At 41.4% G+C, this 14,319-nt stretch carries 11 protein-coding genes; all 11 read left to right on the forward strand.

The annotated features are described in order from the left end of the window. Positions 1–305 precede the first annotated feature (305 nt). From JCM10512_RS12590 to JCM10512_RS12635, 11 genes are read left to right on the forward strand one after another with little or no spacing between them, the layout of a single operon-like run. On the forward strand, positions 306–587 hold the full coding sequence (locus JCM10512_RS12590; RefSeq protein ID WP_044163552.1) for a fasciclin domain-containing protein: 282 nt from the start codon (positions 306–308) through the stop codon (positions 585–587). After that, a complete protein-coding gene (locus JCM10512_RS12595) occupies positions 584–2,074 on the forward strand; it encodes a fasciclin domain-containing protein (RefSeq protein ID WP_044163554.1) in 1,491 nt (496 codons plus the stop codon). Before JCM10512_RS12590 ends, JCM10512_RS12595 begins: the two co-directional genes overlap by 4 nt. After that, a complete protein-coding gene (locus JCM10512_RS12600) occupies positions 2,020–2,634 on the forward strand; it encodes a fasciclin domain-containing protein (protein ID WP_158332218.1) in 615 nt (204 codons plus the stop codon). The genes JCM10512_RS12595 and JCM10512_RS12600 overlap by 55 nt, the downstream gene beginning before the upstream one ends. 12 nt (positions 2,635–2,646) lie before the next feature. Next, entirely contained in the window at positions 2,647–5,994 is a 3,348-nt protein-coding gene (locus JCM10512_RS12605) for a SusC/RagA family TonB-linked outer membrane protein (RefSeq protein ID WP_044163557.1), read from the forward strand. A gap of 12 nt (positions 5,995–6,006) precedes the next feature. Beyond that, positions 6,007–6,687, forward strand: a complete 681-nt coding sequence (locus tag JCM10512_RS12610) for a RagB/SusD family nutrient uptake outer membrane protein (protein ID WP_044163559.1) — start codon at positions 6,007–6,009, stop codon at positions 6,685–6,687. Further along, the gene (locus JCM10512_RS12615; RefSeq protein ID WP_044163560.1) at positions 6,653–7,609 is read left to right on the forward strand and encodes a RagB/SusD family nutrient uptake outer membrane protein; all 957 of its coding nucleotides are present in this window, start codon (positions 6,653–6,655) and stop codon (positions 7,607–7,609) included. The genes JCM10512_RS12610 and JCM10512_RS12615 overlap by 35 nt, the downstream gene beginning before the upstream one ends. Positions 7,610–7,622: 13 nt before the next feature. After that, a complete protein-coding gene (locus JCM10512_RS12620; RefSeq protein ID WP_158332219.1) occupies positions 7,623–9,272 on the forward strand; it encodes a fasciclin domain-containing protein in 1,650 nt (549 codons plus the stop codon). Then, positions 9,269–9,397 carry a hypothetical protein gene (locus JCM10512_RS24610; RefSeq protein ID WP_262482606.1) on the forward strand — a complete coding sequence of 43 codons (129 nt, stop codon included), beginning with the start codon at positions 9,269–9,271 and terminating at the stop codon, positions 9,395–9,397. Before JCM10512_RS12620 ends, JCM10512_RS24610 begins: the two co-directional genes overlap by 4 nt. Positions 9,398–9,429: 32 nt before the next feature. Then, positions 9,430–10,485 carry a fasciclin domain-containing protein gene (locus tag JCM10512_RS12625; protein ID WP_081741300.1) on the forward strand — a complete coding sequence of 352 codons (1,056 nt, stop codon included), beginning with the start codon at positions 9,430–9,432 and terminating at the stop codon, positions 10,483–10,485. Then, positions 10,482–11,096 (forward strand): hypothetical protein, encoded by a 615-nt coding sequence (locus tag JCM10512_RS12630; protein ID WP_044163566.1) that lies wholly within the window; start codon positions 10,482–10,484, stop codon positions 11,094–11,096. The genes JCM10512_RS12625 and JCM10512_RS12630 overlap by 4 nt, the downstream gene beginning before the upstream one ends. A 23-nt stretch (positions 11,097–11,119) precedes the next feature. Further along, positions 11,120–14,308, forward strand: a complete 3,189-nt coding sequence (locus JCM10512_RS12635) for a SusC/RagA family TonB-linked outer membrane protein (protein ID WP_044163568.1) — start codon at positions 11,120–11,122, stop codon at positions 14,306–14,308. The last annotated feature ends 11 nt before the right edge of the window (positions 14,309–14,319 follow it).

The raw sequence follows: 14,319 nt of genomic DNA on the forward strand, positions 1-14,319 counted from the left end.
AACTCAATAAATTGAAGTATGAAAAACAACAAGGCTCGTATGTCTAGTCATGAGAGTGAACTCCGATGCTATTGCCTCTTATCTGGAAAAGATGAAATTCTTATTAGTTTCGGGCTCTTCGACTAAGAATATTCATCAAATATGATTCCGCTCTTTATTATATTAAATCTAAATTGTTAAAATCATGAAGCATTCGCTCTATTATGAACGTATAGGGTATGAATGGAAAACAAAAGCATTAAGAACTGTTTTTCGTCTACTTTTACTATGCTGTATGGTGTCTTGTTCTGACAATGACTCCTATTATGACCGTCCTTCTTGCTGGAAAAGCTATTTATGATGTTTTGAAAGAGAAGGGTAACTTTAAGATGTATCTCGAAGCTGCAGACAGAACTTTGTATAGTTCCGTTCTTAAAGGGTCGGGAAATTACACGGTGTTTGCCCCTAATGACGATGCATTTAAAAAATATCTAACGGAAAATGGATACACTTCGGTAGAAGCTATTCCTGTAGACGAGCTCACTAAAATTATCGGCTACTCGTTGGTTTACAATAAGTTTGAAGCGGCACACTTGGTGATGCTTTGATTTCTAAACTTTGGGAAGAAGGAACATCTATCAAAAAACGTACTTCTTATTATGGAACTCTATATAAGGAGGCTATTAACGGTGTGGAGCAATGGGTAGCAAATGGCTATACAGATGTCTCTCAGGTACAGAATAGTAATTACTATAAGTATCTTCCCATTTATACGTCTTCTTATTTCAACTCGAATGGGCTTAGCGCAGACGATTATACGATTTTCTACCCAGGTAGTACATATACAGGACTAAATGTCCAAGGAGGACGTATCGTAAACTCTGATATATATGCCGAGAATGGTATTATTCACGAAGTGGATGTCGTAAGCTATCCGTTGCAGAACTTGGATGAATCTCTGAAGAAAGATGAGAATGGCACTGCTTTTCGCAATATATTGGAAACTAAAGTGGCGAACTCCTATTTATTTATAGACTGGGTGGAGGCTCCTTTAACTACAGAGGTGTACAAGAAGCTTTATCCCGACCGTAACATTACTGAGGTTTATTTGAAATCTTATAATTCGCTTCCATTCAACCCGAATTACGAGTACTATTCAGGAGCTTTGGGAACATCCGAACAAGCTGGATTTACCTACTTTATACCATCTAATGCTGCTGTTGAGACGTTTACTACTGAACTAAAAGAGCGTGCTCGAGTGGATGACTTATCATCTTTGTCAAAGTCAGTGTTGGGGTATTTTCTCAATGCCCATATGGTGAATGAGATTGTTTGGCCATCGAATTTCAAAAAATCGATGAATGCAAACGGTGAGTTTATTAATGGAAAGGGACTTTCGGGAGTTGGGTTTGCCGAGAGCGGTGTAACCAAGAGTACATTTGCCAGCAACGGTGTGAAATATAATATCGATCACGTGATAAAGAGTAAATATTTCAATACTGTTTATTCTGAAGTATTGCTTAATCCCGACTACAAGATGGCTTACTATGCTTATACTAAGTTCTTTGCCAATAGTGTGGTTGAAGAGTTGCTTAAAAGCCCTATTACTGGTTACCTAGAGGAAAATTATACGATTTTGCTTCCTAGCGACGAATTGCTGAAAGCGGATGGATATACCTATAACGAGAACGACAACACATTCGCCAACTCCTCTAAACTAGGCAGTTCGATGAATGCTGATGACCGTCTGAAGCGCTTGTTACAAATGTGCGTGTTCAAACGTATTAAGAATGATGAGGTAAATACGGAAATCGCTAATTTCGCAGGCTCTCCCTCATTGGGATATGGTGGTTATGGTTATGCAGTCAATGACTATGGTGACATGATTCGTTTCAAAGATAACAAGATTCAGGCCGTCGGTAATATTCTTGATGGAGATGAAGTGACAGCTACCGAATTAAAAGATTTCGCTTATAATAATGGACGTGTATTTGGCATCGATAAAATGCTTCAATTCAGCCACGCACAACGAAACCTACTGTGGCAGAAGGGTGGGAAGATCAGACAATATATGCATTCCTTACCAAGTATGTGACTGATAACCCCGATGGAAAACTATTCAAGGATTATTTGGATAAACTGACACTTTATAATGCTACCGATCAAACAATCACCGGTATAAGTAAGGCTGGCTTTTATACAGTTCTTGTTCCGACGAAAGCTGCCATAGAACAGGCAGTCGCTTCCGGCTTATTGCCAGCACTCAATGATGTGTTACTGACGGATGAGAACCAATCTAAGGCTTACATATTTGTGATGACACATTTCCTCTCCGGAGTAGTGATACCAGATGATGGAACACCACGTATTGATCCGGGTAATTATGAGACATTAAGTATGCCTACAAGTCTGAAAATAACTGTACCCGAATGGGATCTGGTATCAACAAGACTATATGTAAATGTAGCAAAACAGACGGATGGTACATTGAAATTTACTCCTAGAAATTATGAAGTCGGAACGACAGTAGCTGTTGAAGGTGTTAATAATGGCACTGTTGTACGGGATGTAAAGAAGAGTAATGTGATGGGGCCTCGTGCTGTTATACACGCAATAGACCATGCGCTGCTATTTAAGATTAATCCAAAACAATAAAGCAACGATATTATGAAAAGTTACAAACAGACCTGCCGGTTGATGACCGCTGCAGTGAAACTTATAGTATTGGTAAGTTTGTGTGCTGCTCCTTTCGCATTGTCGGCCCAGGTCACGGCAACAATGATTCGGGGTGTGGTGAAAGCTGCTTCGGACAAAACGCCTCTGCCGGGAATCCATGTACTATATATGAATAAGGACGGGCGCGTTGTAGGAAATGCTGTCACTGATATAGACGGCAACTACAGCTTACGTACGGAGACACGAGCCGGTGATAAAATAGTCTTCAGCTTTGTAGGAATGAAGAAAAAGACGATTCCTATGCGCGATGGAATAACTACGATCAATGCTTTGCTGGAGGATGATACTCTCATTGACGAAGTCGTAGTTACTGCAAAAAGACAGTCAAATAATGGTTTCATGAACATCAATGAGCGCGACTTGACTACTGCCGTTAGCCGTATCTCGATGGATGAGATTGCAGACGGACTTGCCGGTGCTAGTGTAGACGATGTGCTTCAAGGACAGATAGCTGGTTTGGATATTACCGCTAGCAGTGGTAATCCCGGATCGGGAATGTCTATGCGTATTCGTGGTACTACCTCGATTAACGGTTCTTCACAGCCAATGATTGTTGTGGATGGCTTCCCGTATGAAACGGAAATATCCGCAGACTTTGACTTCGCAACAGCAGACGAAGAGGAGTATTCACAATTGCTGAATATATCGCCGGCGGATATCAAGGAGATTGCTGTATTGAAAGATGCTGCCGCAACCGCACTTTATGGCTCGAAAGCGGCTAATGGTGTTTTGTTGATTACGACAAAACGTGGTTCTGTGGTTACTAAGCCTCGTGTTGCTTATTCGTTCAAGGCCAATATAACAGAGCGTCCGGAAGGAGTTCCCACCTTGTCTGGTTCCGAATATACAACGATGATACAGGAAGGTTTGATGAATGCCGGTAGATACTATGATCCTACTAGTCAACCAGAGTTTGCTTATGATGTGAATCAGCCTTACTATTTTTATAACTATGGTCAGAATACGGATTGGTTCCGTGCTGTTACCAGAGCCGGATTCAGTCACGAACATAATGTCTCAATCTCCGGTGGTGGAGAGAAAGCTCAGTACCGCGCTTCCGTTGGTTACTATAATTGGAGTGGTACAACTATCGGAACTTCACTCGATCGTATTACAGCACGTCTGAACGTGGATTATAATATATCGAGACAGTTGAAGTTCCAAGCAAGTATGGCTTATGTACGTACTGACAATGATAAAAACTATATTTCGTACCTGTCATCTAGTGCGGATGTGAGTGGCATGGCTTTCAATCGTATGCCGAATATGAGTATTTATGAATACAATGAGATCGGACAGTTAACGGGTGGCTATTTCTCACCACTCACTTCACCACAAGGGTACTGGAACTCTAATTCCAACAGTTCTAGCCAGATTTACAATCCTGTAGCAATGGCTGAAAATGGTAGTTATTCTATTCTGTCCAATCGTATCACATCCAATCTCTCATTGATATGGACTCCGATATCTTGGTTACGCTATCAGCTCGATGTTAGTTTCGACGTGATGAATGATAAAAAGAAAGCGTTTTTGCCTCAGACAGCTACTGGTCGCCTTTGGAACGAAATTGCCGTTAATAAATCGGATGATGTAGACTCTGAAGCATTTACGATGTATACCATGAATAAGGTGCTTTTTATGCCTAATCTTGGAAAGAACCACAACTTTCAAGGTATGTTGGCTTTGACCACTAATGATAAACGTTCTTATTCTTATAAGGCTACAAGTGGTAATAGTGCTAGTCCTTTTCTACAAGATCCGTCGATTCCATCGCGTGTAGCTGGGAATTCATATCTTGGTATTAACTCGGGCAATTCGCAAAATAGAACGGTAGGTCTACTGGCTAATGTTCAATACAGTTTACTCGACCGCTATATTCTAGGCGCTAGTGCCCGCTATGACGGTAGTTCGCGTTTCGGTAAAGACGAGCGGTGGGGTATGTTTCCTAGTATATCTTTCCGATGGAGAGTTTCGGGTGAACCGTTTATGAAGTGGAGCGAAAAATGGTTGGACGAACTTAGCCTTCGTACCAGTTACGGTGTGAACGGTAATCAACCGAAGTACGACTATGGGTATGTCAGCCTCTACAATCTTTATGATTATTCTTATCTGGGTGAGTCGGGTTCTTATCCGTCTTCATTGGAATTGAACGAACTCCGTTGGGAACGTTCTACACAATGGAACTTTGGAGTGAACTTTGCCGCATTTTCCAATCGATTGAATATTGACTTTGAGGTGTACAACAAGCATACAACCGACCTTTTCTTTTATAATTTGACGATACCTTCTTCCACCGGTTTCAGTAATGTGAATATGAATGTAGGAACGATGGATAATAAAGGATTTGAACTCTCTGTGAAAACTGTGCCATTCCGTACGAAAGACTGGAGGGTTATGTTCAATTTCAATATTGCACGGAATAATAACTATATCCGCGAGATATCCGATTACTATCCGATGGAATCGGGTGTGAGTACCAGCAATGGCTCTTATATCCGTCGCTTTGAGATAAACCAATCATTAGGTTCTATCTATGGCTACCGTTACAAAGGTGTTTATCTAAACTCCGACCAAACGATTGCTCGTGATAAGAATGGAAATAAAATTTATTCGTATGATAGTTACGGTAACCCTGTTCCTGTTCGTATGCGGTTTAGCTATCCGTCTATCGGCTATGAATTCCAGGCTGGTGATGCCATGTACGAAGATATTAATAATGACGGTAATATTGACTACAAGGATATTGTTTATTTGGGTAATGCCAGTCCTATATTGACGGGAGGTTTTGGCCCGGGTGTTTCATGGAAACAGATCAGTCTTCAGACCTTCTTTAATTTCCGCTACGGGAATAAGATTATCAACTCTACAAAGATGAATCTGGAAAATATGCGTGGTTACAATAATCAAAGTAAAGCTGTATTGAAACGTTGGAGACATTCATACGAAGATGAGGCATCTGCACCATCCGGATTGTTGCCGCGTGCATTAATTGGTGTAGGATACAATTATTTAGGTTCTGACCGTTTTGTAGAGGATGGATCATTCTTACGCTTTAAGTCACTTACGCTGAAATATACGTTTAAGAAAGAGCAATTGAAAAAGACATTCTTGAGTGATTGCTCTGTGTATCTGACGTTGAATAACCTTTATATATGGACAAACTATACCGGACAAGATCCTGAAGTGTCGGTCGGTAGTGATCCGTTTAAAATGGGATATGACAACGGTTTGGTTCCGAAATCCTTCAACGCTATGTTAGGTTTAAATGTTTCGTTTTAAAAAAGAAAGAAGATGAAAAAACTAAAATATCTTGTTTATATCATGCTGGTTCTGCAAGGTGTCATCTCTACATCATGTAATGAATGGCTGAACCTCGAACCAAACGATGGTGTGCCGCGCGATAAATACTGGAAAACAAAAGAAGACGTAAATTCAGCTGTAGTAGGCGCATATATTTCGATGACTAACAGTGATCTTATGACCCGCATGTTTCTTTACGGTGAATGGCGTGCGGACATGGTTACTTATTCTCCCACCTATATTAATTCAAATATAGAAGATGTAGTCAACGGAGAAATCTCTGCCGACAATTCATTCTTGAATTGGGCTAGCTTCTATACCACGATTAATCTTTGCAATACAATACTGAAATATGCGCCTCAAGCGCAAGCAAACGATAAGTCGTTTTCAGCTACGTTATTGAAAGAATATGAAGCTCAGGCAATCGCTATTCGTAGTTTAATGTATTTCTATTTGGTGCGTTCATTTGGTGACGTGCCGTTGATATTGGAAGCCTATACAAATAGCTCGCAGGAGATGAGTGTGGCGAAGAGTAGTCAGGAAACTATTCTGAACCAGTTGGTCGAAGATCTGACGTATGCTGAAAAGTATATACCTTATAAATATAGTAGCACGGATGCTGCGCGCAACAAAGAAGATGACTGCCTATGCAGTGAAGGCCTTGTTGGCTGATGTATATCTCTGGAAAGAAGAATATGCTAAGTGTAGTGCCAAATGTGATGAAATTATCAATTCCGGACAATTCGCTTTGATTTCGGTACATCGTGATGAAGTAATACTTGAAGGTGCTACTCCGGAAGAGAATGATACCATTTACTATCCTAGCGAGACTGCTTATACTCAGCTATACGACCAATTGTACTACAAAGGTAACTCTACGGAAAGTATTTTTGAAATACAGTTTTCTGCTGAAGGCATGAATCCTTTCTATAATTATATGAATTCGAGCAAGGGCTGGTTAATGGTAAACGAGGATGGTATTGCCAATGTATTCACCCCTACCGGCTTCGGTAAGAATAACTATTTCGATGTTCGTAAGGTAATCTCTCAACGTATGAATCGCATCTGGAAGTATATCGGTGTGAACCTTAACACGGAGCGCCAATTGGAGGAGTATACATCTAATTTTATTGTATATCGCCTTGCGGAAATCTATCTGATGAAAGCCGAAGCATTGTCACAAATGGCTATTCAGGCCAATGATGATTGGACTATGCTAAAAGAGGCTCGTGCTTTGATTGAGAAAGTACGTGTACGTGCTAATGCAGTAGAAAGTACTGATCTTACCTATAAACAACCCTCTTACAGTGGAAAGACGCTGGAACAGTTCATCTTGGATGAGCGCGCCCGTGAATTTGTGTTTGAAGGTAAGCGTTGGTTTGACGTATTGCGTCAGGCAAAACGCGGTAACTATGCTGGTGATAATCTGCATTATCTGATTGATTTGGCCGGACTTAGTGCACCACCTGAGAAGACGTACATACTGCAAACTAAGTATAAGAATTTCGGCTCTCACTATTTGCCTATTTATCAAGATGAATTGGAGGCCAATCCGGCGTTAGTACAAAATGATTTTTATGCAACCAATAACTAATCTTTCTATAGATATGAAACGACATTATTTACAATTTTGCGGCTTCTTCTTGTTGGTTCTTACCATATTCTGGGGAAGCTCTTGCGATGATGAACTGGAAGGTACTGTATATCGGACTTCCGATGTGAAAATGATAGACGAATATTTAGAAGATCCGGCGAATAATTTGACCGATTTTCTAGCTATTATAGATAAAGCTGATTACCGTGGTATGCTTCATGCATATGGTACATATACCCTTTTTGCACCGAACAATGCTGCTGTCGAGAAATATATGCAGGAAGAGGGAAAAACTATTAGCGGGTTGACTAAGGAAGAAGCGATGACTATCGTGGGGTATCACGTGGTGAATGACACGATCGCAAGCAGTAGTTTTGTAGACGGACGTTTACCTTCGCGTAATATCGTAAGACAGTACCTTACTACTCGTACTCGCGAAGAAAATGGTAAAGTCTATATAGAGGTAGATCGCAAGGCGCGGGTTCTTAACAAAGATATTTCCGTTGGTAATGGTATCGTTCATACGATCGATGCGATGTTGAGTAAATCTGTAAAAACTGTTGCGCAACGAATAGACGAACTGCCTGACCGTTTCTCTTTCATGAAAGATTTGTTTAAAGAGACGAACATCTATAAGACGTTGGGGACTGTGGAGAATAAGATATACTATGGTGTATTCATGCAGGACAATCAAACATTTATTGATGATGGCATAGAGACGAGGGAGAAACTGTTAGCGCATTTGCGTGCTGCTACACCCGAAGTGGATAAGGATGCCGATTTAATAGAGAACTTTGTCTCTTATCACGTAACCCGTGATACGACCTATAAGTATGTAGTAGATTTAATGCTCGCTTCCGCATTGCCTACCGTAGTGAAAGATCAGGTGTTGAGTTTCTCCATGACAAAAGATGTCATACTGATCAACGAGTTTAAAGTAGGGCAATTGAATGAAGATGGTGTTCAAGTAGCTCGTTTGAGTGAATATACCGACTTGAGTTGTTTGAATGGTGTGATGCATGAAGTGCTGGGGACGTTGGAGATTAAAAAACGTATGGCATACCGTGTTTATTGGGATTTGGGAGAACAACCCGAAATGAAGGCTTTGAAAGGCTTCCGTACTGCAGGTACCTCTGTCAAATTTACTAATGATCAGCTTTCTGAAGTGGAAATCGGTGGCAAGGGATACATCACATACGGAGCAGGTACTGTTGCTATTTCTGCAAAGAATGAACAATATGTTTATGGTGACTATGTTAGAATGCGTATGGACACGAGATCTGTCAACGGCCTTTGCCCGTACGTTGAGTTTAAAATGCCACTGTTAGTCGAGGGAAGTTATAAGGTATGGCTTTGCTGGCGTCGTGAAAATGCGACTACTTTCCGTACTACCTTCAAACAAGACGGGCAAGAAGACCAAGTATTGCCTACAGTAATCGATTTGTCTCCCTATATGCCAATAGTATGGGCGGATCAAGCAAAGAATCTTGCCGATCATGCAGTTATGGAGCAAAACGGGTGGAAACAATATACGGCTCGTGTTTGTGTAAACATCATGAATAGTCGCTTAATAGGTACTATTAAAGTGAATTCTACCGGCCGGCATTCGCTTCGCTTGATGCGCTTACTTCTGGAAGTAAGGGGGAAAGTAGCTTCGATATGATTCAGTTTATCCCAGTTGATGAGGACCAGACATGGCCCATGATAGATATGGAAGGTAGCTTGATAGAGAAGGGGACACCCGGAACGGGAATCTTCCCGCATACACCTTATGCTTGGGAGAATTGACAGAATAAACCTGTAAAAAATAGTGTATAATTATGAAAAGAATAATTCGAAATATGCGAGGGGTATTGGCAATAGTAGCCATAACACTTATCGCTACAGCTTGTAACGACCAGTGGGATGACCACGTCGGTGTAGGCGGAAAGACTTTGCAGGGGACAACACTCGATGCTGTTCGTGCTAATCCAGAACTATCCGTCTTTTATGAAATGTTGGTAAAAACAGAATATGATGCGGTTTTAAATGGCGATTATGAGCTAACCGTATTGGCACCGGACAATGCGGCACTTGCTGAATATAAAAGTAAGAGCATAAATGAAATGAAAACTATAATCAGAAATCATATTTCATTTCTTACGTATGATGCAAAACAATTGGCTGCACAGGCAAGTATTACCATGATAAATGGCAAGCGCTTGTCAACGTCTTTATTAAAGTTGGATGCAGCAAATTCTGATGTGTTGTGCAACAATGGAGTACTTCATGTGGTAAAAACAGCCGTTATGCCTGCACAGAATATTGACGAGTACTTACAGACCATTGCTAAAGGTACGTATATTCAGCTAGATGCGTTGTATGCCCAAACTCGGAAAGTCATGGATGAAGATAAAAGTGTGCAAATAGGGGTAAACGATGAGGGAAAAGCTGTTTACGATACCGTTTGGACCACGCGTAACCACTTTTTCGAGGTGATGCCGGTTGCCAACGAAGACTCTCTTTATACATTCGTAGTGTTAGATAATGAGAACTTTAAAATATTGAGCGCTAAGTATGCTAAATATATGCAGCAAAACACAGTAAGCGAGACAGACTCTCTTGCTACTGATGAATTGATTCGTGACTTAGTGTTCCATGCGGAAAAAACAACGGCTCTGAGCGGTGTTCAGGTAGACTTCAGTCATGCTACAACAGTGAAGGAGTATAAAGCTTCTAACGGATTGGTACGCGTTATGAATGGTGTAGACATTAAATTGAAAGACAACAAAATCAAACCGATACTTATTGAGGCGGAATCTTTCTTGTCTACACAAGATGCAACGGTTGTATCTACCGTCAGCGCAGTTATGCAAGCGGCGGTTGGGATGTTATGATATCCGGGATTTCGAGACAAAAACGTCTGCTCTTTAATGAAGATGGTACGCCAATACTCAATACAGATGGTACTCAATCGGAGAAGACCTACCAATTTGCTTGGAATACAAATAAATATACGGCGGTGAAGAATTTTTATCTGCTATATAATGCACGGGTGAATTCGGTCGATTACGATATCTATTGGTTATCATACGATGATTTGGCTTCGCATGTAGCTCAGGATGAATTCCCTGAGTCTACATTGACATTAACCCAGAAATTATTTGCATCAATGCCGGGAGAAAAAGTTCTTTCACGTAACTCGGATGGATTGATACTCAATAATTACTTGAAGGGGGAGACTGGAAACTTGACTGCTTTTGTCGCTTCTTCACTTGCCGGTGTTATCAAAGAGGAACATTTGGCGAAATGGACATTGGAAGCTGATAGCAGGTATCCCTTGGCAAAGGTGGAAGGTGCGTCTGTAGATCCTTATGTGTTCTCTGTTCCTAAAATGGGAACAGCTACGTTCATGGTTTGCAATACGACCAATGCGGCAACGGGCAACGGGGGAATGATGTTCTTGGATTACATAAAATTGGTTCCCCGTATTGCAGAAGGAGATTAAATGACTTTTAAACAAAGAAGAATATGATCGAGAAAATTAAATATGTAGGACTCCTTGTTGCTTGTGCCTGTGCTATTCCTGGCTTTGCACAAGAACAAACTGATACGGTTCCTCGCAAAATAACCCATGAAGAACGCTTAGCGGTAAATGCTAAAACAGTGAAAGGAACTGTAGTGGACGCTGTTAAAGGGATGCCGCTGGAAGGTATTAGCATCTCTATACCGGGGATTAGTGCTGCAATGACGAACGAAAAAGGAGAGTTTTCTATTCGGACGAATACGCAGGAAGCGGAATTGCTCGTATCTGGCCCGGGATATCAACAGAAATGGGTTGCGTTGAAAGGCCGTTCCACAAATATTCGTATTGCGTTGAACGACGAGGCGACCGCAACTGTTTTTAAAGATATATTGACTCCGCTGGGTTATGTAAGCGGAAACCGGGTAACAACTCCCATTACACAATTGGATGATGATAACTCAAAGAGTCCGGCTGTGACTCCCGACGCTTTGTTACAAGGAAAAGTGGCAGGTTTGAATGCTATAACCCGTTCGGGAATGGACGGCGCGGGACTGAATACATTTCTGCATGGATTCAACTCCATTTATACCAATAGCCAGCCTCTGTTGATTATTGATGGTATGATTGTAGAGAATATGTCGGCAGGCGTATCATTGATAGATGGCTATCTATCTACTCCACTCAATAGTATAGATGTAAAGGACATCGAACGGATATCGGTGTTAAAGGACGCTTCTGTGTTGTATGGAGTGAAAGGAGCGAATGGTGCAATCATTGTAGAAACCAAACGGGCTAAATCGCCTGAAACGACTATCAATGTACATGCGCAGATGGGCGTGAACATGAAGCCGTCATCTATCCCTGTTTTGGACGCTTCGCAGTCGAAGCGTTATTTGGCCAGTGTTTATCAGAGTCGCGGATACTCTGCAAACCAGATGAGTAAACTACCATTCCTTAACTCTGAAAAACCGGTGTTACAGGAGTGGGGGTACGAAGGTAATGTCGATTATTATCGCTACAATAAAAGTACGGATTGGCAGGACAATCTATTCTCTAAGGGATTCAAGTCAGATTATAGCCTGAGTGTGACTGGTGGAGATGAAGTCGCTTTGTATGCTGTATCCCTAGGTATGTTAAGCAACAAAGGTGTGATAGATGGTACGGATTATTCTCGTTTCACAGCGCGACTGAATACGGACATCTCAATCTCACCAAAATTAAAGGTGCAAACTAGCATGAGTTTTATCTACGGTAAGAAAAACTTGGCGGCAGAAGGTAGCAAATCAGCATTGAACCCTATCTATTCAAGTTTAGCGAAAGCCCCTTTTACGGTAGCAAACATTTATGACGAACAGGATCTGATGTCACCGTTGCTGGAAAATGTAGATATGTTTGGTATAGCAAACCCACAGGTGGTGCTTGATGATGTGATGCATGAAAATTCCAATTATGGATTTATGGGTAACGTGTCTGTGAAATACAGTGTGTGGAAAGATCTTACATTGAGCACAGTTGTTGGGCTACGCTTTAATAAAGAGCGTGAACGTGTTTTCCACCCAAGTTCGGGTATTCCGTACGGAGAGTTGCCAACAGCTATGATAACGAATGAATTACAGCATCGTGTAGAGCGGATATTTACACTTTCTAACGAGACACGTGCTAATTATTTGTTTAAGTTTGGTGCTGATCACCGTTTGGATGCCACACTAGGAATGCGCTATCTTAATACGAAAGGTGAAGACGACTGGGGAAAGGGATATAACTCCGCCAGTGATAACTTTACTTCGATTAACTACGGTTTGAATGAACTCCGTCAAGCAGGTGGTTCTATCGGGGAATGGAACTGGTTGGCATTTTATGCTAATTTGGCTTATTCATGGAAGGATCGTTATTTCCTGACAGGTACTTTTTCGGCCGATGCTTCTTCGCGGTATGGTGATGATATTGGACAGTTCCAATCATTCCCAGCAATTTCGGGAGCGTGGCTCATTTCTTCCGAACCATTCATGAGGAATATTGATAAGGTTGATTTGCTGAAGCTACGTGCCGGGTACTCTACTGCCGGCAATGACGATATAGGTAACTTTACCGCTCGTCGTTATTATACATCTCAGAACTTGATGGGAAACTACGGGTTAGTGCGAGGTAACTTAGTGAATACAGCATTGAAACCAGAGCGTGTAGGTAAGTTTAATGTAGGTGTAGATGCCTCTTTCTTCAATGAACGCTTGTCTCTTTCGGCCGATTTCTACCGCACTAATGTGAAGGATATGATCGCTTATTCGTCAATAACACCTATATCTGGATTCTCTACTTATGTCGATAATAATGGTGAGATGCAGAATACTGGTTTTGATTTTTCTTTGAGTGGAAGACTGCTCAACTTAAGGGAGTTGAAATGGGATGCGGGACTAACAGCGTCGCATTATAAAAATAAGGTTACCAAACTGAATGGGGATCGCTACTTGACTGATATTGCTGGCGGAACGATTCTTACTGAAGTGGGAAAACCGTTAGGAGTATTCTACGGTTACAAAACTAATGGTGTGTATGCTACTTCAGCAGAAGCTGCTACTGATGGGTTATATCATCGCTCGGGACTGCAGGATTTGGCTTTTGGAGCAGGTGATGTGCGTTTTGTTAATTTGAATGCTGCTGATAAATACATCAACGAGAGCGATCGTACGGTGATTGGCGATCCGAACCCGGATGTTTTCGGAGGGCTTTTCACGAGTGTAAGTTGGAAACAGTTTAAACTTTCTGCGCGGTTTACTTACTCTGTGGGTAACGATGTGTATAACTATACTCGTAGTACACTGGAGTCGATGAATGGACTTGCCAATCAAACGCAGGTAGTACTGAATCGTTGGACTAAGGAAGGCCAGATAACAAACGTTCCTAGGGTTGTATATGGTGATCCGATGCAAAATTCTCGTTTCTCTGACCGTTGGATTGAGGACGGATCGTATCTAAAATTTAAGAATTTAACATTGAGCTATGATGTACCAATGAAGAAAGGTTTGATTAGAGGGTTGCAAGTGTATGCTGTAGCGGAGAACCTGGGCACATTGACTTCCTATAAGGGATATGATCCTGAATTTAGTGTCACTGCAAGTCCATTGGGGTATGGTATTGACGCTTTTGTCACTCCACAAACACGTACATTCTATGTTGGCTTGATACTTGGATTATAAAAAATAGTAGT

The sequence above is a fragment of the Bacteroides reticulotermitis JCM 10512 genome (assembly GCF_000517545.1).
Taxonomy (GTDB): Bacteria; Bacteroidota; Bacteroidia; order Bacteroidales; family Bacteroidaceae; genus Bacteroides; species Bacteroides reticulotermitis.

What these genes read in the sequence shown, in the direction of transcription:
- JCM10512_RS12620 (WP_158332219.1), top strand. Translation starts at nt 7,623, where the DNA reads ATGAAACGACATTATTTACAATTTTGCGGCTTCTTCTTGTTGGTTCTT.
- JCM10512_RS12605 (WP_044163557.1), top strand. Translation starts at nt 2,647, where the DNA reads ATGAAAAGTTACAAACAGACCTGCCGGTTGATGACCGCTGCAGTGAAA.
- JCM10512_RS12615 (WP_044163560.1), top strand. Translation starts at nt 6,653, where the DNA reads ATGACTGCCTATGCAGTGAAGGCCTTGTTGGCTGATGTATATCTCTGG.
- JCM10512_RS12610 (WP_044163559.1), top strand. Translation starts at nt 6,007, where the DNA reads ATGAAAAAACTAAAATATCTTGTTTATATCATGCTGGTTCTGCAAGGT.
- JCM10512_RS12630 (WP_044163566.1), top strand. Translation starts at nt 10,482, where the DNA reads ATGATATCCGGGATTTCGAGACAAAAACGTCTGCTCTTTAATGAAGAT.
- JCM10512_RS12635 (WP_044163568.1), top strand. Translation starts at nt 11,120, where the DNA reads ATGATCGAGAAAATTAAATATGTAGGACTCCTTGTTGCTTGTGCCTGT.
- JCM10512_RS12625 (WP_081741300.1), top strand. Translation starts at nt 9,430, where the DNA reads ATGAAAAGAATAATTCGAAATATGCGAGGGGTATTGGCAATAGTAGCC.
- JCM10512_RS24610 (WP_262482606.1), top strand. Translation starts at nt 9,269, where the DNA reads ATGATTCAGTTTATCCCAGTTGATGAGGACCAGACATGGCCCATGATA.
- JCM10512_RS12590 (WP_044163552.1), top strand. Translation starts at nt 306, where the DNA reads ATGACCGTCCTTCTTGCTGGAAAAGCTATTTATGATGTTTTGAAAGAG.